Source organism: Streptomyces sp. S186 (genome assembly GCF_051603415.1).
In the GTDB taxonomy this organism is placed as follows: domain Bacteria; phylum Actinomycetota; class Actinomycetes; order Streptomycetales; family Streptomycetaceae; genus Streptomyces.
On sequence record NZ_CP193932.1, the window covers coordinates 6,768,494 to 6,785,949 of the forward strand.

Consider the following 17,456-nt stretch of genomic DNA (forward strand, 5'->3'; position numbering starts at 1 on the left):
CGGCCGGGCACCAACCCTCCGTGCCCGCCCCGCAGTTGCCGCCCCGGCGCACCAGGCCACCCCGTCCGGTGCGCCGCCCCGCACCACGTCGACCGCACGAGACGGAGAGCCACCGGATGCAGTACGCAGTGGGGGCTCCGCTGCCGCCGCCCCGCGGCCCGCTTCCCTCCCAGGGCGCCGGCGCGACCATGAACTGGACGCCGCACCCCGGCCCGCCTCATCCGCCCGGTATGCCGCACACCCCCGCGGCCCCGCCGCCGCCCCCCGCCCCGCCCGCGCCCGCCCCGCCGGGCTGGCCCGCCGCGCAGCACCCCCCCGTCCAGCACAGCGGCGACGTCACCGGCCACATCCAGCTGCCCCCCGGCGCCCCCGTCCCGCTGCCCAGCGACGCCGGTCCGGACCCCGCGCACGCCGCGGTCGCGGTGCTGCTGATCGGTCCGGCTGGCGCCGGGAAGACCAGCGTCGCCCGCCACTGGGCCGACACCCGGCGGGTGCCGACCGCGCACATCAGCCTGGACGACGTCCGGGAGTGGGTCCGCTCCGGTTTCGCCGACCCGCAGTCCGGCTGGAACGACCACTCCGAGGCCCAGTACCGCCTCGCCCGCCGCACCTGCGGCTTCGCCGCCCGCAACTTCCTCGCCAACGGCATCTCCTGCATCCTCGACGACGCGGTCTTCCCGGACCGCCCGGTCGTCGGCCTCGGTGGCTGGAAGCGCCACGTCGGCCCCGGCCTGCTGCCGATCGTGCTGCTCCCCGGCCTGGAGGTCGTCCTGGAGCGCAACGCCCGGCGCACCGGCAACCGCCGCCTCTCCGACGAGGAGGTGGCCCGGATCCACGGCCGGATGGCCGGCTGGTACGGCTCGGGCCTGCCGATCATCGACAACTCCCAGCACGACGTGGCCACCACCGTGCGGGCGCTCGACGAGGTCGTCGCCCGCAGCATCGCCAGCCCGCCCAGCTGGTAGCCGTCCCCCGGGCGGCCGTCTCGAACGGCCTCCCGGGAAGAGCGGTCGTACGCTGGCGATATGTCCGAGTTGTACGCGGCCCGACGCGCGCAGCTGCGCGACCGCTGCGCCGCAACCGGAAGCACCGCCGCCCTGATCTCGCGCCCGGCCAACGTCCGTTACCTCACCGGCTGCACCCCGCCCGGCGCGATTCTGCTGCTGGGCCCCGGCAGCCCGGGCGACGACGTACTGGTCTGCGGCCGCCCGCTGACCGGTGACCCCAGCGAGGGCCGCCCCGCCGACGACGTGCGGATCTCGGTGCTGCCGGCCCGCGGCGGCGACCCCGCGGTGGCCGCCGCCTCCCTGGCCGCCACGTCGGGCGCGGAGATCCTGGCGGTGGAGGAGCACCACCTCACCGTCACCCGCCACCGGGCGCTCTCCCAGGTGGCCCCCGGGATGCGCCTCGCCGACCTGGCGTGCGCCGTCGAGACCCAGCGGCTGGTGAAGGACGACGACGAGATCGCCTGCCTGCGGATCGCCGCCGAGATCAGCGACCAGGCGCTGGGCGAACTCCTGGAGTCGATCCTGGTCGGCCGCACCGAACGGCATCTCGCGCTCGAACTGGAGCGCCGCCTGGTCGACCACGGCGCGGACGGCCCGGCCTTCGCCACTTCCGTCGCCACCGGCCCGAACTCCGGACGTGCCGGACACCTGCCCACCGACCGCCGGGTCGAGGAGGGCGACTTCCTGACCGTCGGGCTGGGCGCGAACTACCGCGGCTACCGCTGCGAGATCGGCCGCACCTTCGTCATCGGCACCACCCCGGCGGACTGGCAGATCGAGCTGTACGACCTGGTCTTCGCGGCCCAGAAGGCCGGCCGGGAGGCGCTGGCGCCGGGCGTGGAGTGCCACGAGGTGGACCGGGTGGCCCGCCAGATCCTGGAGACGGCGGGGCACGGAGACGGCCTCGGCCCGTGGACCGGGCACGGTGTCGGACTGGAAATCGACGAGGACCCTCAGTTGTCACCCGGCGCCATGGGTAAACTGGACGCTTGCGTGCCGGTCACCGTCGAGCCAGGGGTCCACATCCCGGGCCGAGGGGGTGTCCGGATCGACGACACCCTCGTCGTCCGCCCCGAGGCGGACGGCGGACCCGAGCTACTCACGATCACGACCAAGGAGCTGCTCGCCCTCTGAGCCACCGGGCTCGCTGCGGGCGGTTTCTCGGTACCCACCACCCGCAGTCCAGGAGATTCCGCAACCGTGGCTTCCACGAACGACCTCAAGAACGGCATGGTGCTCAAGCTCGAAGGCGGCCAGCTCTGGTCCGTCGTCGAGTTCCAGCACGTCAAGCCCGGTAAGGGCCCGGCCTTCGTCCGTACCAAGCTCAAGAACGTGCTCTCCGGCAAGGTGGTGGACAAGACCTTCAACGCCGGCGTCAAGGTCGAGACGGCCAACGTCGACAAGCGGGGCATGCAGTTCTCGTACATGGACGGCGACTACTTCGTCTTCATGGACATGGACACCTACGACCAGCTGCACGTCGACCGCAAGACCGTCGGCGACGCCGCCAACTTCCTGCTCGAAGGCTTCGAGGCCGTCGTCGCGCAGAACGAGGGCCAGGTCCTCTACGTCGAGCTGCCGGCCGCCGTCGAGCTGACCATCCAGGAGACCGAGCCGGGCGTCCAGGGCGACCGCTCCACCGGCGGCACCAAGCCCGCCAAGCTGGAGACCGGCTACGAGATCCAGGTCCCGCTCTTCATCACCACCGGTGAGAAGATCAAGGTCGACACCCGTACCGGCGACTACCTCGGCCGGGTGAACAGCTAACCGTGGCTGCCCGCACCAAGGCCCGTAAGCGCGCCTTCCAGATCCTCTTCGAGGCCGACCAGCGCGGTGCCGATGTGCAGTCCGTGCTCGCGGACTGGATGCGCCACGCCCGGACCGACCCCCGTCAACCGCCGGTGCACGAGTACACCCTGGAACTGGTCGAGGGGTACGCGGAGCACATCGCCCGCATCGACGAGCTGATCTCCACCTACTCCGTCGACTGGGATCTGGACCGGATGCCGGCGGCCGACCGCTCCATCCTGCGGCTCGGGGCCTACGAGCTGCTGTGGGTGGACGGCACGCCGGACGCGGTGGCGATCGACGAGGCCGTGCAGCTGGCCAAGGAGTTCTCCACGGACGACTCGCCGTCCTTCGTCAACGGCCTGCTGGCCCGGCTCAAGGAGCTCAAGCCGGGGCTGCGCCGCGAGGAGACGCGCTGACGCGCCGACCCCCGCGGAGGGCCGCTGACGGCCGCGAATCAAGGCACCGAACGGGCCCGGAGCGATACCCCATCGCTCCGGGCCCGTCGGCCGTCCGCGCCCGTTCCACGCCCGTTTCCGCAGCCCGGCCGGCGACCTGGGCGCCCGCCGCCGGATACGCCGACCGCCGCACCGGGCAGCCCGGAGCGGCGGTACGTTTCTGCGTGTGAAGCGGGACAGGGAGGCCGGTCAGATCTCCTCGTGCTGCACGGCCCGGCGGGCATCCGCGTCCAGCACGCCCCAGCTGATCAGCTGCTCGGTGAGCACCGAGGGCGACTGGTCGTAGATCACCGCGAGGGTGCGCAGATCGTCCTGGCGGATCGAGAGGACCTTGCCGTTGTAGTCCCCGCGCTGGCTCTGGATGGTGGCGGCGTAGCGCTGGAGCGGGCCGGCCTTCTCCTGCGGGACATGGGCCAGGCGCTCCAGGTCCAGGACCAGCTTCGGCGGCGGCTCGGCGGCGCCGCCCGGCGTGGTGCCCGGCAGCAGCTCCTGCACCGGCACGCCGTAGAAGTCCGCCAGCTCGGCAAGGCGCTGGACGGTCACGGCACGGTCGCCGCGCTCGTAGGACCCCACCACCACGGCCTTCCAGCGGCCCTGGGACTTCTCCTCGACGCCATGGAGAGAGAGGCCCTGCTGGGTACGGATGGCGCGGAGCTTGGCCCCGAGCTGTTTAGCGTATTCGCTGGACATAAAGCTCCCCAGACGGCTGTATCGACATGCGGCTCGGCCGCGGGCTGGTAACTCACTGTGAGGTTACGCAGCGTAATCTGACTTCGTCAAGCCGAATGGGCCAGACCCTCACCCGTCAGGGGGGTGTACGGGTCTCCGAGGGCCTCCTGATAGCCTGAACCCGTAATTCCGACGTCCTTTAAAGTCCGTCCCGTGAGGCGGAGAAGGAGGTCCGTTTCGTATGGACGCGACGCATTCCGACACGAGAACGCACGCTTCCGCCCGGCCGGTGCTCGAAGGCCCGGACATCGCGCGGATGCTGACCCGTATCGCCCACGAAATCGTCGAGCGCGCCAAGGGCGCGGACGACGTGGTGCTCCTGGGAATCCCCACCCGCGGCGTCTTTCTCGCCCGGCGGCTGGCCGCCAAGCTCGAGGAGATCACCGGCCGCGCCATTCCGGTCGGCTCGCTCGACATCACGATGTACCGCGATGACCTGCGGCTGGGCCCGGCCCGCACGCTGGGCCGCACGGAGATCCCCGCCGACGGCATCGAGGGCCGCCTCGTCCTCCTCGTCGACGACGTGCTCTTCTCCGGGCGCACGATCCGCGCCGCCCTGGACGCGCTGGGCGACATCGGGCGCCCGCGCGCCGTGCAGCTGGCGGTCCTGGTCGACCGCGGTCACCGCGAGCTGCCGATCCGCGCCGACTACGTGGGCAAGAACCTCCCCACCTCGCTGCGGGAGGCCGTCAAGGTCCAGCTCACCGAAGAGGACGGCCGCGACGCCGTGCTGCTCGGCCTGCGCCCCGCCCCGTCCCGCTCCGGTTCCGACGGCGACGCCCCGGCGGTCGAGCGGACCGCCCCGGCCGACGGCCGCTAGCGCACCCGCGGGAAGGACCCGGTGACCCCGGGCCCGCACCCGTGCCCGCTCGACGGACATTCCCGTACACCTCCCTCACTCCCGGAGAACACCGGATGAAGCGTCACCTCATCTCGGCCGCCGATCTCACGCGGGACGACGCCGTGCTGATCCTCGACACCGCCGAGGAAATGGCCCGGGTCGCCGACCGGCCGATCAAGAAACTGCCCGCCCTGCGCGGCCGCACCGTCTGCAACCTCTTCTTCGAGGACTCCACCCGCACCCGGATCTCCTTCGAGGCGGCCGAGAAGCGGCTCTCCGCCGACGTCATCAACTTCGCCGCCAAGGGCTCCAGCGTCTCCAAGGGCGAGTCCCTGAAGGACACCGCCCAGACCCTGGAGGCGATGGGCGTCGACGCCGTCGTCATCCGGCACAGCGCCTCCGGCGCCCCCTACCGGCTCGCCACCTCCGGCTGGATCGACGCCCCCGTCATCAACGCCGGCGACGGCACCCACCAGCACCCCACCCAGGCCCTGCTGGACGCCTTCACCATGCGGCGCCGGCTGATCGGCCCGGACGAGGGGCTCGGCCAGGACCTCGCCGGGAAGCGCATCACGCTCGTCGGCGACGTCCTGCACAGCCGCGTCGCCCGCTCCAACGTCGATCTGCTGCACACCCTCGGCGCCGAGGTCACCCTCGTCGCGCCGCCCACCCTGGTGCCGGTCGGCGTCGAGACCTGGCCGTGCGAGGTCTCCTACGACCTCGACAGCGTGCTGCCCAAGTCCGACGCCGTGATGATGCTGCGGGTCCAGCGCGAGCGGATGAACGCCGCGTTCTTCCCCACCGAGCGCGAGTACTCGCGCCGCTACGGCCTGGACGCCGACCGGATGGCGCGGATGCCCGGGCACGCCATCGTGATGCACCCCGGCCCGATGGTCCGCGGCATGGAGATCACCGCCGAGGTCGCCGACTCCGGCCGCTGCACGGTCGTCGAACAGGTCGCCAACGGCGTCTCCATCCGCATGGCCGTCCTCTACCTGCTGCTCGGCGGCAACGAGCCCGCCGTCGCCCGCCCGTCGCCCACCACCACCCTTGCAACGAGGCGCTCCGCGCCCACCTCTGAATTCCGTACCGAGGAGAAGTAAGACCCATGAGCAAGATCCTTATCCGCGGTGCGAAGGTGCTCGGCGGCGCGCCGCAGGATGTGCTGATCACGGACGGGACGATCGCCGCCGTCGGCACCGACCTCGCCGTCTCCGGCGTCGAGGAAGCCCAGGTCGTCGAGGCCGACGGCAAGATCCTGCTGCCGGGTCTGGTCGACCTGCACACCCATCTGCGCGAGCCCGGCCGCGAGGACTCCGAGACCGTCCTGACCGGCACCCGGGCCGCGGCCGCCGGCGGCTACACCGCCGTCTTCGCCATGGCCAACACCTTCCCCGTCGCCGACACCGCCGGCGTCGTCGAGCAGGTCTACCGGCTGGGCCGGGAGCACGGCTACTGCGACGTGCAGCCCATCGGCGCCGTCACCGTCGGCCTGGAGGGCAAGAAGCTCGCCGAGCTCGGCGCGATGCACGAGTCCGCGGCCGGCGTCACGGTCTTCTCCGACGACGGCAAGTGCGTCGACGACGCGGTGATCATGCGGCGGGCGCTGGAGTACGTGAAGGCGTTCGGCGGCGTCGTCGCCCAGCACGCCCAGGAGCCGCGGCTGACCGAGGGCGCCCAGATGAACGAGGGCATCGTCTCGGCCGAGCTGGGACTGGGCGGCTGGCCGGCCGTCGCCGAGGAGTCGATCATCGCCCGGGACGTGCTGCTCGCCGAGCACGTCGGCTCCCGGGTCCACATCTGCCACCTGTCGACCGCCGGCAGCGTCGAGATCGTCCGCTGGGCCAAGTCCCGCGGTATCGACGTCACCGCCGAGGTCACCCCGCACCACCTGCTCCTCACCGACGAGCTGGTGCGCAGCTACAACCCGGTCTACAAGGTCAACCCGCCGCTGCGCACCGAGCGCGACGTCATGGCACTGCGCGAGGCCCTCGCCGACGGCACCATCGACATCGTCGCCACCGACCACGCCCCGCACCCGCACGAGGACAAGGACTGCGAGTGGGCCGCGGCCGCCATGGGCATGGTGGGCCTGGAGACCGCGCTGTCGGTCGTCCAGCACACCATGGTCGAGACCGGGCTGCTGGACTGGGCCGGGGTCGCCGACCGGATGTCCGCCGCCCCGGCGCGGATCGGCCGGCTGGCCGGCCAGGGGCGTCCCGTCTCACCCGGCGAGCCCGCCAACCTCACCCTGGTCGATTCCGCTTACCGTGGAGAGGTGGACCCCGCCGGTTTCGCCTCCCGCAGCCGCAACACCCCCTACGAGGGCCGTGAGCTGCCGGGACGCGTCACCCACACCTTCCTGCGGGGCCGCGCAACGGTCGTCGACGGGAAGCTCGCGTGACTGCTCAATTGATCCCCCTGGCCGCGGCGCAGCACTCCGCCCCGGTCACCGACTGGTCCGGGCGCATCGCCTGGGTGGTCGGCCTCCTGGTCTTCGTCGTCTTCGTGTACTGGCTGATGCGCCAGGGCTGGAAGTGGCGCGGCACCCTCCAGGGCGATCTGCCCGAGCTGCCGGCCGCCCCCACCGACGCGGGCGAGGTCCGGCTGTCCCTCAGCGGCCGCTACCACGGCTCGACCACCGCCGGGCAGTGGCTCGACCGGATCGTCGCCCGCGGTCTGGGCACCCGCAGCCGGGCCGAACTGACCCTCACCGACCAGGGCCTGGCCGTCGAACGGCCCGGCGCCACGGACTTCTTCGTACCGGCCGCCGCCCTGCGCGGCGCCCGCCTCGACAAAGGCATCGCCGGCAAGGTCCTCCCCGAGGGCGGCCTGCTGGTCGTCACCTGGGAACACGGCGGCAAGCAGATCGACTCCGGCTTCCGCTCCGACCGGGCCGGGGAGCACCCCGCCTGGGTCGCGGCCCTCAACCGGCTCACCAGCACCGAGCACACCACCGAGCACACCGAAACGGAAGGCGCACGATGACGACCTCCACCCAGGGGACCGGCAAGATCCCCGCCGTACTCGTCCTGGAGGACGGCCGCACCTTCCGCGGCCGTGCCTACGGGGCCGTGGGGGAGACCTTCGGTGAAGCGGTGTTCTCCACCGGCATGACCGGCTACCAGGAGACCCTGACCGACCCCTCGTACCACCGTCAGGTCGTCGTCATGACCGCCCCGCACGTCGGCAACACCGGCGTGAACGACGAGGACCCCGAGTCGCAGCGGATCTGGGTGGCCGGCTACGTCGTCCGCGACCCCGCCCGCATCCCGTCCAACTGGCGCTCCCGCCGCTCCCTCGACGAGGAGCTGCGCCACCAGGGCGTCGTCGGCATCAGCGGCGTCGACACCCGCGCGCTCACCCGCCATCTGCGCGAGCGCGGCGCGATGCGGGTCGGCATCTTCTCCGGCAACGCGCTGCCCGACGCGGGCACGATGCTCGCGGAGGTGCGCCAGCAGCCCGAGATGAAGGGCGCCGACCTCTCCGCGGAGGTCGCCACCAAGGAGGCGTACGTCGTCCCGGCGATCGGGGAGAAGCGGTTCACGGTCGCCGCGATCGACCTCGGCATCAAGGGCATGACCCCGCACCGGATGGCCGAGCGCGGCATCGAGGTGCATGTCCTGCCGGCCACCGCGACCGCCGAGGACGTCTACGCGGTCGGCCCCGACGGCGTGTTCTTCTCCAACGGTCCCGGCGACCCGGCCACCGCCGACCACCCGGTCGCGGTGATGCGCGAGGTGCTCTCCCGCAGGACCCCGCTGTTCGGCATCTGCTTCGGCAACCAGATCCTGGGCCGGGCGCTGGGCTTCGGCACCTACAAGCTCAAGTACGGGCACCGCGGCATCAACCAGCCGGTGCAGGACCGCACGACCGGCAAGGTCGAGATCACCGCGCACAACCACGGCTTCGCCGTGGACGCCCCGCTCGACAAGGTCTCCGACACCCCCTTCGGCCGCGCCGAGGTCTCCCACGTCTGCCTCAACGACGACGTGGTGGAGGGGCTCCAGCTCCTGGACCAGCCGGCCTTCAGCGTCCAGTACCACCCCGAGGCGGCCGCCGGCCCGCACGACGCCGCGTACCTCTTCGACCGGTTCGTCGAGCTCATGCGCGACAACAACCAGCACAGCACTTCCCTGATGGAGGGCCAGCGTGCCTAAGCGCACCGATATCCAGTCCGTCCTGGTCATCGGCTCCGGCCCGATCGTCATCGGTCAGGCCGCCGAGTTCGACTACTCCGGCACCCAGGCCTGCCGGGTCCTCAAGGCCGAGGGCCTGCGCGTCATCCTGGTCAACTCCAACCCGGCCACGATCATGACCGACCCGGAGATCGCCGACGCCACCTATGTCGAGCCGATCACCCCGGAGTTCGTCGAGAAGATCATCGCCAAGGAGCGCCCGGACGCGCTGCTGCCGACCCTCGGCGGCCAGACCGCGCTCAACACCGCCATCTCGCTGCACGAGGCGGGCACCCTCGGCAAGTACGGCGTCGAGCTGATCGGCGCCAACGTCGAGGCGATCCACAAGGGCGAGGACCGCGACCAGTTCAAGGAGGTCGTCGAGGCCGTCCGCCGCAAGATCGGCCACGGTGAGTCCGCGCGCTCCTACATCTGCCACTCCATGGACGACGTCCTCAAGGGCGTCGAGGAGCTCGGCGGCTACCCGGTCGTCGTCCGCCCGTCCTTCACCATGGGCGGCGCCGGCTCCGGCTTTGCCCACGACGAGGAGGAGCTGCGCCGGATCGCCGGCCAGGGCCTCACGCTCTCCCCGACCACCGAGGTGCTCCTGGAGGAGTCCATCCTCGGCTGGAAGGAGTACGAGCTGGAGCTGATGCGCGACAAGCACGACAACGTCGTGGTCGTCTGCTCCATCGAGAACTTCGACCCGATGGGCGTGCACACCGGCGACTCGATCACCGTCGCGCCCGCGATGACGCTGACCGACCGCGAGTACCAGATCCTGCGCGACATCGGCATCGCGGTGATCCGCGAGGTCGGCGTCGACACCGGCGGCTGCAACATCCAGTTCGCGGTCAACCCCGAGGACGGCCGGGTGATCGTCATCGAGATGAACCCGCGGGTCTCGCGCTCGTCCGCCCTCGCCTCCAAGGCCACCGGCTTCCCGATCGCGAAGATCGCCGCCCGGCTCGCCGTCGGCTACACCCTCGACGAGGTCCCCAACGACATCACCGAGCAGACCCCGGCGTCGTTCGAGCCCACCCTCGACTACGTCGTGGTCAAGGTGCCGCGGTTCGCCTTCGAGAAGTTCCCGGCCGCCGACGCCACCCTCACCACCACCATGAAGTCGGTCGGCGAGGCGATGGCCATCGGCCGCAACTTCACCGAGGCCCTCAACAAGGCGCTGCGCTCGATCGAGAAGAAGGGCAGCCAGTTCGCCTTCACCGGTGAGCCGGGCGACAAGGCCGAGCTGCTGGAGCGCGCCAAGGTCCCCACCGACGGTCGGATCAACACCGTCATGGCGGCCATCCGGGCCGGCGCCACCCCGCAGGAGGTCTTCGACGCCACGAAGATCGACCCGTGGTTCGTCGACCAGCTCTTCCTGGTCAAGGAGGTCGCCGACGAGATCGCGGCCGCCGACAAGCTCGACCCGGAAACCCTTGCGGAAGCAAAGCGCCACGGCTTCTCTGACGCCCAGATCGCCGACATCCGGGGCCTGCGCGAGGACGTCGTGCGCGAGGTGCGGCACGCGCTGGGCATCCGCCCGGTCTACAAGACGGTCGACACCTGCGCCGCCGAGTTCGCCGCGAGGACGCCGTACTTCTACTCCTCCTACGACGAGGAGAGCGAGGTCGCGCCCCGCGAGAAGCCCGCGGTGATCATCCTCGGCTCCGGCCCCAACCGCATCGGCCAGGGCATCGAGTTCGACTACTCCTGCGTCCACGCGTCGTTCGCGCTCAGCGAGGCCGGCTACGAGACCGTCATGGTCAACTGCAACCCGGAGACCGTCTCCACCGACTACGACACCTCCGACCGGCTCTACTTCGAGCCGCTCACCCTGGAGGACGTGCTGGAGATCGTGCACGCCGAGCAGCAGGCCGGCCCGGTCGCGGGCGTCATCGTCCAGCTCGGCGGGCAGACCCCGCTGGGCCTGGCGCAGGCGCTCAAGGACAACGGCGTGCCGATCGTCGGCACCTCGCCCGAGGCCATCGACCTCGCCGAGGAGCGCGGCGCGTTCGGCCGGGTGCTGACCGAGGCCGGGCTGCCGGCCCCCAAGTACGGCACCGCCTTCTCCTTCGAGGAGGCCAAGACCATCGCCGCCGAGATCGGCTACCCGGTCATGGTCCGCCCCTCCTACGTGCTCGGCGGCCGCGGCATGGAGATCGTCTACGACGAGCCCTCGCTGGCCGGGTACCTGGAGCGGCACGCCGGTCTGATCGACCGGCACCCGGTCCTCATCGACCGCTTCCTCGACGACGCCATCGAGATCGACGTGGACGCGCTCTACGACGGTCACGAGCTCTACCTCGGCGGCGTCATGGAGCACATCGAGGAGGCCGGCATCCACTCCGGCGACTCCGCCTGTGCGCTGCCCCCGATCACCCTCGGCGGCTTCGACATCAAGCGGCTGCGGGCCTCAACCGAGGCCATCGCCAAGGGAGTCGGCGTCCGCGGACTGATCAACATCCAGTTCGCCATGGCCGGCGACATCCTCTACGTCCTGGAGGCCAACCCGCGCGCCTCGCGGACCGTGCCCTTCACCTCGAAGGCCACCGCGGTCCCGCTGGCCAAGGCCGCCGCCCGGATCTCGCTGGGCGCCACCATCGCCGAGCTGCGCGCCGAGGGCATGCTCCCGAAGAGCGGCGACGGCGGCACCCTGCCGCTGGACGCGCCGATCTCCGTCAAGGAGGCGGTCATGCCCTGGTCGCGGTTCCGGGACGCCTCCGGCCGCGGCGTGGACACCGTCCTCGGCCCGGAGATGCGCTCCACCGGCGAGGTCATGGGCATCGACTCGGTCTTCGGCACCGCCTACGCCAAGTCGCAGGCCGGGGCCTACGGCGCGCTGCCCACCAAGGGCCGGGCCTTCGTCTCCGTCGCCAACCGCGACAAGCGCTCGATGATCTTCCCGGCCCGTGAGCTGGTCGCCCACGGCTTCGAGCTGCTGGCCACCTCCGGCACCGCCGAGGTGCTGCGCCGCAACGGCATCAAGGCCACCGTGGTGCGCAAGCAGTCCGAGGGCGAGGGCCCCAACGGCGAGAAGACCATCGTCCAGCTGATCCATGACGGTGAGGTCGACCTGATCGTCAACACCCCCTACGGGACCGGCGGCCGGCTCGACGGCTACGACATCCGCACCGCCTCCGTGGCCCGCGGCATCCCCTGCCTGACCACCGTCCAGGCACTGGCCGCCGCCGTCCAGGGCATCGAGGCGATGTCCCGCGGCGACGTCGGGGTGCGCTCCCTGCAGGAACACGCCCGGCAACTGACCGCGGCCCGCGAGGAGTAGGCCCGGGAGGGGGACACCGAAGGCGGTGTCCCCCTCTTCATGAGCCCGCCGCTTTCCCGAGCCCGCCCGACTCCTCGCGAAAAGGTCCTCCCACCACCATGTACCGCCTGTTCTTCCAGCTGTTCTTCCAGCGCATGGACCCCGAGAAGGCCCACCACCTGGCCTTCCGCTGGATCCGCCTGGCCGCCCGCGTCCCGGTGCTGCGCACCTTCGCCGCGGCCGCCCTCGCCCCCCGCTACAAGGAGCTGCGCACCGAGGCCCTGGGCCGCCGGATGCACGGCCCGTTCGGCCTGGCCGCCGGCTTCGACAAGAACGCCGCCGCCGTCGACGGCCTGGCCATGCTCGGTTTCGACCACGTCGAGATCGGCACGGTCACCGCCCAGCCGCAGCCCGGCAACCCCAGGAAGCGGCTGTTCCGGCTCGTCCCGGACCGCGCGCTGATCAACCGCATGGGCTTCAACAACGACGGTTCGGCGGCGGTCGCCGCCCGCCTGGCCGCCCGCAACCCGGTCTTCCGGACCACCCTCGGCGTCAACATCGGCAAGACCAAGATCGTCCCGGAGTCCGAGGCGGTCGCCGACTACGTCACCTCCACCGAGCGCCTGGCCCGGCACGCCGACTACCTGGTCGTCAACGTCTCCTCGCCCAACACGCCGGGGCTGCGCAACCTCCAGGCCACCGACCACCTGCGGCCGCTGCTCACCGCGGTCCGCGAAGCCGCCGACCGCACCGTCCCCGACCGCCGGGTCCCGCTGCTGGTCAAGATCGCCCCGGACCTCGCGGACGAGGACGTGGACGCGGTCGCCGACCTCGCCCTGGAACTGTCCCTGGACGGCATCATCGCCACCAACACCACCATCGCCCGCGAGGGCCTCGGCCTGACCTCCGACCCCGAGCTGACCGCCGAGACCGGCGGCCTCTCCGGCGCCCCCCTCAAGGAGCGCTCCCTGGAGGTCCTGCGCCGCCTCTACGCCCGGGTCGGCGACCGGATCACCCTGGTCGGCGTCGGCGGCATCGAGACCGCCGAGGACGCCTGGCAGCGCATCCTCGCCGGCGCCACCCTCGTCCAGGGCTACAGCGCCTTCATCTACCAGGGCCCCTTCTGGTGCCGTGCCATCCACAAGGGCCTCGCCGCGCGCCTGCGCACCAGCCCGTACGCCACCCTCGCCGACGCGGTCGGCGCCGACGTGAGGAAGCCCGCATGACGGCCAGCCCCTCGCCCGACCACCGCCCCTCAACGACGCCCTCCGGGCGGCTGGACTCTCCTCCACCCTTCGGCGCCCGTCTCCGCCGCGCCATGGACGAGCGCGGCCCGCTCTGCGTCGGCATCGACCCGCACGCCTCGCTGCTGGCCGACTGGGGCCTGAACGACGACGTGGCGGGCCTGGCGCGGTTCACCAGGACCGTCGTCGAGGCGCTCGGCGAGCAGGTCGCGGTCTTCAAGCCGCAGTCGGCCTTCTTCGAGCGGTTCGGTTCGCGCGGCATCGCCGTCCTGGAGACCGCCGTCGAGGAGGCGCGGGAGCGCGGTGCGCTGATCCTCATGGACGCCAAGCGCGGCGACATCGGTTCCACCATGAGCGCCTACGCCGAGGCGTTCCTGCGCCCGGACTCGCCGCTGTTCTCGGACGCGCTGACGGTCTCCCCGTACCTCGGTTACGGCTCGCTGGAGCCGGCCGTGGAGCTGGCGCGGCAGAGCGGCGCCGGGCTCTTCGTGCTGGGCCTGACCTCCAACCCGGAGGGCGCGGAGGTGCAGCGCGCGGTCCGCGAGGACGGTCGCACCGTCGCCGCCACCATGCTCGGCCACCTCGCCGCCGAGAACGCCGGGGCCGAGCCGCTGGGCTCCTTCGGCGCGGTCGTCGGAGCCACCCTCGGCGATCTCTCCGCCTTCGACCTGGCGATCAACGGCCCGCTGCTGGCTCCCGGCATCGGAGCCCAGGGCGCCACCCCCGCCGACCTGCCCACCGTCTTCGGCGCGGCGGTCCGCAACGTCGTCCCGAGCGTCAGCCGGGGAGTGCTGAAGCACGGTCCGGACGCCGGCGCACTGCGCGCGGCGGCGGCCCGCTGTGCCGACGAAGTGCGCGCGGCCGTCGCATAACGCGGTTATTTGGTCCCGAAATGTCCTGGTCAGCTGAGTCTGACCAGGACTTTTCGTCTGTTCTCGCTGACTCCGGCGCGATCGGCCGCTAGTCTCCGTCGAGAGCACTGCACGTAAGCGCGTTGCTCGTTGCTCCGCTGTGGCGGGGCGACTAGGTTCCACACCGGTCCGTATCCGACAGTTCGACATCCGAGGTGACGTAGGCGTGGCTCTTCCGCCCCTTACCCCTGAACAGCGCGCTGCCGCGCTCGAAAAGGCCGCCGCGGCTCGCCGGGAGCGCGCCGAGGTCAAGAATCGGCTCAAGCACTCCGGGGCCTCCCTGCACGAGGTCATCCAGCAGGGCCAGAAGAACGATGTCATCGGCAAGATGAAGGTCTCGGCCCTCCTGGAGTCCCTGCCCGGCGTGGGCAAGGTCCGGGCGAAGCAGATCATGGAGCGCCTCGGGATTTCCGAGAGCCGCCGGGTGCGCGGTCTGGGCTCCAACCAGATCGCATCGCTGGAGCGCGAGTTCGGCAGCACCGGCGCCTGAGTTTTCCGGCACCGCCGGGAAGCTGGAATAATCGCTGCATGAGTTCAGCAGTCTCCCGGGGGTCCGCCCCCGTACCCCCGGCCAGACAACCGCGCCTGACCGTGCTCTCCGGCCCTTCGGGGGTCGGCAAGAGCACGGTCGTCGCGCATCTGCGCAAGGTCCATCCCGAGATCTGGCTCTCGGTGTCGGCCACCACCCGCAGGCCGCGTCCCGGGGAACGTCACGGCGTCCAGTACTTCTTCGTCGAGGACGAGGAGTTCGACAAGCTGATCGCCAACGGCGAGCTGCTGGAGTGGGCCGAGTTCGCGGGCAACCGCTACGGCACCCCGCGCAAGGCGGTGCTGGACCGCCTGGACGCCGGCGAGCCGGTCCTGCTGGAGATCGATCTGCAGGGCGCCCGCCAGGTGCGCGAGTCCATGCCGGAGGCCAACCTCGTCTTCCTGGCGCCGCCGAGCTGGGAGGAGCTGGTCCGCCGGCTCACCGGCCGCGGCACGGAGGCACCCGAGGTCATCGAGCGGCGCCTGGAGGCGGCCCGGATCGAGCTCGCGGCGGAGAAGGAGTTCGACGTGACGCTCGTCAACACCTCCGTCGAGGACGTCAGCCGTGAGCTGCTAGCCTTGATGCTGCGCCGCACTGAGGACCGGGCCACCGGCGACTGACCCCGGCCCCGACCGCGGCGCCACGGATTTCGGCGCCGCATGCGCCACCACCTGCTTCATCCCCTTTCGGAAGGTAGAGAGTGTCCTCTTCCATCACCGCACCCGAGGGCATCATCAACCCGCCCATTGATGAGCTTCTCGAGGCCACCGACTCGAAGTACAGCCTCGTGATCTACGCCGCCAAGCGCGCGCGCCAGATCAACGCCTACTACTCCCAGCTCGGCGAGGGCCTGCTGGAGTACGTCGGGCCGCTGGTCGACACCCACGTGCACGAGAAGCCGCTGTCGATCGCGCTCCGCGAGATCAACGCCGGCCTGCTGACCTCCGAGGCCGTCGAGGGCCCGGTCGGCCAGTAAGCGGCACCGCATCCCTCACCAAGGGCCCGGCAGGGCCCCCGGCGACGAGCTGGGGAACCTGCCGGGCCCTTGGCGCGCCGTGAGGGCATAGGTTGAGGGTCATGCGTTCGGACCTAGGCTCGGGGAGCGGGGAAACGATGGACAAGCGGGAGCGGCCCAGGGTCGTCCTGGGGGTCAGCGGCGGTGTCGCCGCGTACAAGGCGTGCGAGCTGCTGCGCCGGTTCACGGAGTCCGGCCATGATGTCCGGGTCGTGCCGACCGCCTCGGCGCTGCACTTCGTCGGCGAGGCCACCTGGGCGGCGCTGTCCGGCAACCCCGCCACCACCGAGGTCTGGGAGTCCGTCCACGAGGTCCCGCACGTCCGTATCGGCCAGGCCGCCGACCTCGTCGTGGTCGCCCCGGCCACCGCCGACATGCTGGCCAAGGCCGCCCACGGCCTCGCCGACGACCTGCTGACCAACACCCTGCTCACGGCCCGCTGCCCGGTGGTCTTCGCGCCCGCGATGCACACCGAGATGTGGGAGCACCCCGCCACCCAGGAGAACGTCGCCACGCTGCGGCGCCGCGGGGCGATCGTCGTCGAGCCCGCGGTCGGCCGGCTGACCGGCGTCGACACCGGCAAGGGCCGCTTCCCCGACCCGGTGGAGATCTTCGACCTGTGCCGCCAGGTACTGGCCCGCGGCGCCCGGGGGCTGCCGCAGGATCTCGCCGGCCGCCATGTCGTGATCAGCGCGGGCGGCACCCGCGAGCCGCTGGACCCGGTGCGCTACCTCGGCAACCGCTCCTCCGGCCGGCAGGGCTACGCCCTCGCCCGCACCGCCGCGGCCCGCGGCGCCCGGGTCACGCTCGTCGCCTGCAACACCGAGCTGCCCGACCCGGCCGGTGTGGACGTGATCCGCATCGGCACCGCGCTCCAGCTGCGCGAGGCGGTGCTGAAGGCCGCCGCGGACGCCGACGCGGTGGTGATGGCCGCCGCGGTCGCCGACTTCCGGCCCGCCGTCTACGCCCCCGGCAAGATCAAGAAGCGGGAGGGCCAGGAGCCGGAGCCGGTCGCGCTGGTACGGAATCCGGACATCCTCGCGGAGCTCTCCGCCGAGCGGGTCCGCCCCGGCCAGCTGGTCGTCGGCTTCGCCGCCGAGACCGACGACGTGCTCGCCAACGGCCGCGCCAAGCTCGCCCGCAAGGGCTGCGACCTCCTGGTCGTCAACGAGGTCGGCGAGCACCGGACCTTCGGTTCGACCGAGAACGAGGCGGTGATCCTGGCCACGGACGGCACCGAGACCCCCGTCCCGCACGGGCCGAAGGAGGCCCTCGCCGACACCGTCTGGGACCTGGTCGCCCCCCGACTGGCCGAGCCGCGCCCCTGACGTCCGGCGCGGCCGGAAACCGCCGCACCGGGCCGCCGAGCACCCCTGATCGAGCCCCGAAAATCGGCGTGCCCCCTTGACCCGACTGGATCTCGAGGTGATCGTCACTACCGCGAGGCAGTGGTGTCCCTGGTCACGGGGGTTCCATAAATCGAGACTGCGT

Annotated in this window: 17 protein-coding genes; 16 read left to right on the plus strand and 1 reads right to left on the minus strand. The window is 71.7% G+C overall.

The window, feature by feature from the left end; translation table 11 throughout:
• The first annotated feature begins 116 nt into the window (after nt 1–116).
• From ACRAS8_RS29235 to nusB, 4 genes are all read left to right on the plus strand, one after another.
• Nucleotides 117–965, plus strand: coding sequence for a Pro-rich N-terminal domain-containing protein (locus ACRAS8_RS29235; RefSeq protein ID WP_438488976.1), 849 nt, complete (start codon nt 117–119; stop codon nt 963–965).
• Nucleotides 966–1,025: 60 nt separating this feature from the next.
• On the plus strand, nt 1,026–2,141 hold the full coding sequence (locus ACRAS8_RS29240; protein WP_438488977.1) for an aminopeptidase P family protein: 1,116 nt from the start codon (nt 1,026–1,028) through the stop codon (nt 2,139–2,141).
• A 66-nt stretch (nt 2,142–2,207) separates the two neighbouring features.
• Complete coding sequence (gene efp / locus ACRAS8_RS29245) at nt 2,208–2,774, plus strand: elongation factor P (RefSeq protein WP_438488978.1); 567 nt, start codon at nt 2,208–2,210, stop codon at nt 2,772–2,774.
• A gap of 2 nt (nt 2,775–2,776) precedes the next feature.
• A complete protein-coding gene (gene nusB, locus ACRAS8_RS29250) occupies nt 2,777–3,214 on the plus strand; it encodes a transcription antitermination factor NusB (RefSeq protein WP_100602287.1) in 438 nt (145 codons plus the stop codon).
• 228 nt (nt 3,215–3,442) lie between these two features.
• Here the strand turns inward: nusB and bldD are convergent, their stop codons facing one another.
• Entirely contained in the window at nt 3,443–3,943 is a 501-nt protein-coding gene (gene bldD / locus ACRAS8_RS29255) for a transcriptional regulator BldD (protein ID WP_018539834.1), read from the minus strand.
• A 220-nt stretch (nt 3,944–4,163) separates the two neighbouring features.
• Here bldD and pyrR point away from each other — a divergent pair, with 220 nt between their 5' ends.
• From pyrR to coaBC, 12 genes are all read left to right on the plus strand, one after another.
• A complete protein-coding gene (pyrR, locus tag ACRAS8_RS29260) occupies nt 4,164–4,802 on the plus strand; it encodes a bifunctional pyr operon transcriptional regulator/uracil phosphoribosyltransferase PyrR (RefSeq protein ID WP_438488979.1) in 639 nt (212 codons plus the stop codon).
• 95 nt (nt 4,803–4,897) lie between these two features.
• Nucleotides 4,898–5,926, plus strand: a complete 1,029-nt coding sequence (locus ACRAS8_RS29265; RefSeq protein WP_438488980.1) for an aspartate carbamoyltransferase catalytic subunit — start codon at nt 4,898–4,900, stop codon at nt 5,924–5,926.
• A gap of 5 nt (nt 5,927–5,931) precedes the next feature.
• Complete coding sequence (locus ACRAS8_RS29270; RefSeq protein WP_438488981.1) at nt 5,932–7,227, plus strand: dihydroorotase; 1,296 nt, start codon at nt 5,932–5,934, stop codon at nt 7,225–7,227.
• The gene (locus ACRAS8_RS29275) at nt 7,224–7,811 is read left to right on the plus strand and encodes a PH-like domain-containing protein (protein WP_438488982.1); all 588 of its coding nucleotides are present in this window, start codon (nt 7,224–7,226) and stop codon (nt 7,809–7,811) included. The genes ACRAS8_RS29270 and ACRAS8_RS29275 overlap by 4 nt, the downstream gene beginning before the upstream one ends.
• A complete protein-coding gene (carA, locus tag ACRAS8_RS29280) occupies nt 7,808–8,983 on the plus strand; it encodes a glutamine-hydrolyzing carbamoyl-phosphate synthase small subunit (RefSeq protein WP_438488983.1) in 1,176 nt (391 codons plus the stop codon). Before ACRAS8_RS29275 ends, carA begins: the two co-directional genes overlap by 4 nt.
• Entirely contained in the window at nt 8,976–12,287 is a 3,312-nt protein-coding gene (gene carB, locus ACRAS8_RS29285) for a carbamoyl-phosphate synthase large subunit (protein WP_438488984.1), read from the plus strand. The genes carA and carB overlap by 8 nt, the downstream gene beginning before the upstream one ends.
• A 98-nt stretch (nt 12,288–12,385) precedes the next feature.
• A complete protein-coding gene (locus ACRAS8_RS29290) occupies nt 12,386–13,492 on the plus strand; it encodes a quinone-dependent dihydroorotate dehydrogenase (RefSeq protein WP_438488985.1) in 1,107 nt (368 codons plus the stop codon).
• On the plus strand, nt 13,489–14,382 hold the full coding sequence (gene pyrF, locus ACRAS8_RS29295; protein WP_438488986.1) for an orotidine-5'-phosphate decarboxylase: 894 nt from the start codon (nt 13,489–13,491) through the stop codon (nt 14,380–14,382). Before ACRAS8_RS29290 ends, pyrF begins: the two co-directional genes overlap by 4 nt.
• A gap of 205 nt (nt 14,383–14,587) precedes the next feature.
• Nucleotides 14,588–14,911, plus strand: coding sequence for an integration host factor (locus ACRAS8_RS29300; RefSeq protein WP_438488987.1), 324 nt, complete (start codon nt 14,588–14,590; stop codon nt 14,909–14,911).
• A 38-nt stretch (nt 14,912–14,949) separates the two neighbouring features.
• Nucleotides 14,950–15,570 (plus strand): guanylate kinase, encoded by a 621-nt coding sequence (gene gmk / locus ACRAS8_RS29305; RefSeq protein ID WP_438488988.1) that lies wholly within the window; start codon nt 14,950–14,952, stop codon nt 15,568–15,570.
• Nucleotides 15,571–15,650: 80 nt separating this feature from the next.
• Nucleotides 15,651–15,926 carry a DNA-directed RNA polymerase subunit omega gene (rpoZ, locus tag ACRAS8_RS29310; protein ID WP_274917076.1) on the plus strand — a complete coding sequence of 92 codons (276 nt, stop codon included), beginning with the start codon at nt 15,651–15,653 and terminating at the stop codon, nt 15,924–15,926.
• Nucleotides 15,927–16,063: 137 nt separating this feature from the next.
• Nucleotides 16,064–17,293 (plus strand): bifunctional phosphopantothenoylcysteine decarboxylase/phosphopantothenate--cysteine ligase CoaBC, encoded by a 1,230-nt coding sequence (gene coaBC, locus ACRAS8_RS29315; RefSeq protein ID WP_438488989.1) that lies wholly within the window; start codon nt 16,064–16,066, stop codon nt 17,291–17,293.
• The last annotated feature ends 163 nt before the right edge of the window (nt 17,294–17,456 follow it).